This window comes from Thauera sp. ZXT1-4 (assembly GCF_052598215.2).
In genome coordinates this window covers 1-824 of record NZ_JBQWSN020000118.1, presented here as the reverse complement: position 1 = coordinate 824, position 824 = coordinate 1, and the positions used below count along the sequence as shown (strand labels likewise).

The 824-nt window shown below is 67.0% G+C and carries 1 protein-coding gene; it reads right to left on the bottom strand.

Features of this window, described 5'->3' with window-relative positions; translation table 11 throughout:
• A partial coding sequence (locus ACUH78_RS19390) for a type VI secretion system Vgr family protein (RefSeq protein ID WP_510497621.1) occupies window positions 1–824 on the bottom strand: 824 nt, incomplete at both ends.

Below are 824 nucleotides of genomic sequence, written 5' to 3'. Positions count from 1 at the left end.
CGCTCCAGCGTGTCGGCCGCGTAGTGCTTGCCGTCGGCCGTCTGCACGTAGTTGCCCGGCCAGGCGAAGCGGGCGTAGTGGTCGAACAGATGCCCGCGCGGGTCGTTGTGCTCGGTGGTCAGATCGGCCGCCGGGCGCTTGAAGTCGTAGTCGGTGTGGGTGATGCGGCCCGTCTCGACCTGGCGCGACAGGCGCCAGAAGTCGAAGTGGTCCGCGTCGGCGCGGGCCTCGGTGCCGTCGTAGTAGGGCACCGAGGCGTAGCCGGGAAAGACCGGGTGGCTGGTGAAGTGGTCGGCCAGCACCATGGTCTCGCCGTCCGGGCCGTGCTCGAACCAGAAGAAGATGCCTTCGTGCTCGAGGCGGCGGCAGATGAAGTCGAGATCCGTTTCGCTGTATTGCGTCAAATATTCCCAGCGCTTGTACGTAGCCTTCAGGCGCATGTCGAAGCGCACCGCGTTCTCCCCGAGCACCTGGTAGAGGATCTCGGGCACGGTCTTGTTCTGCCAGATGCGAAAGTCCGAGCGGCGCGAGGCGTGCCACAGCTTCGGGGCCACCGTGGCCTCGTACACCCAGTGCCGGCCCTGCCGCCCGATGGCCGAGAAACGCACCATCTGCCCCGCCAGAAACCGCTTGCCGCGCCGGTCGGCTTCCAACTCGATCGCGCAGCGCTCGCCGATCATCGCCTGGCAGTCCAGGTTCGGGTCCAGGGACTTGAAGCGCACGTCGAACCCGTACAGCGAGGACATCGCCTCGCGTCCGGCGAGGCTCACCGCCCACAGGGCGTCGCCCAGGGGGGTGTGGGCTATGAGAAGGCGGTTCATGAT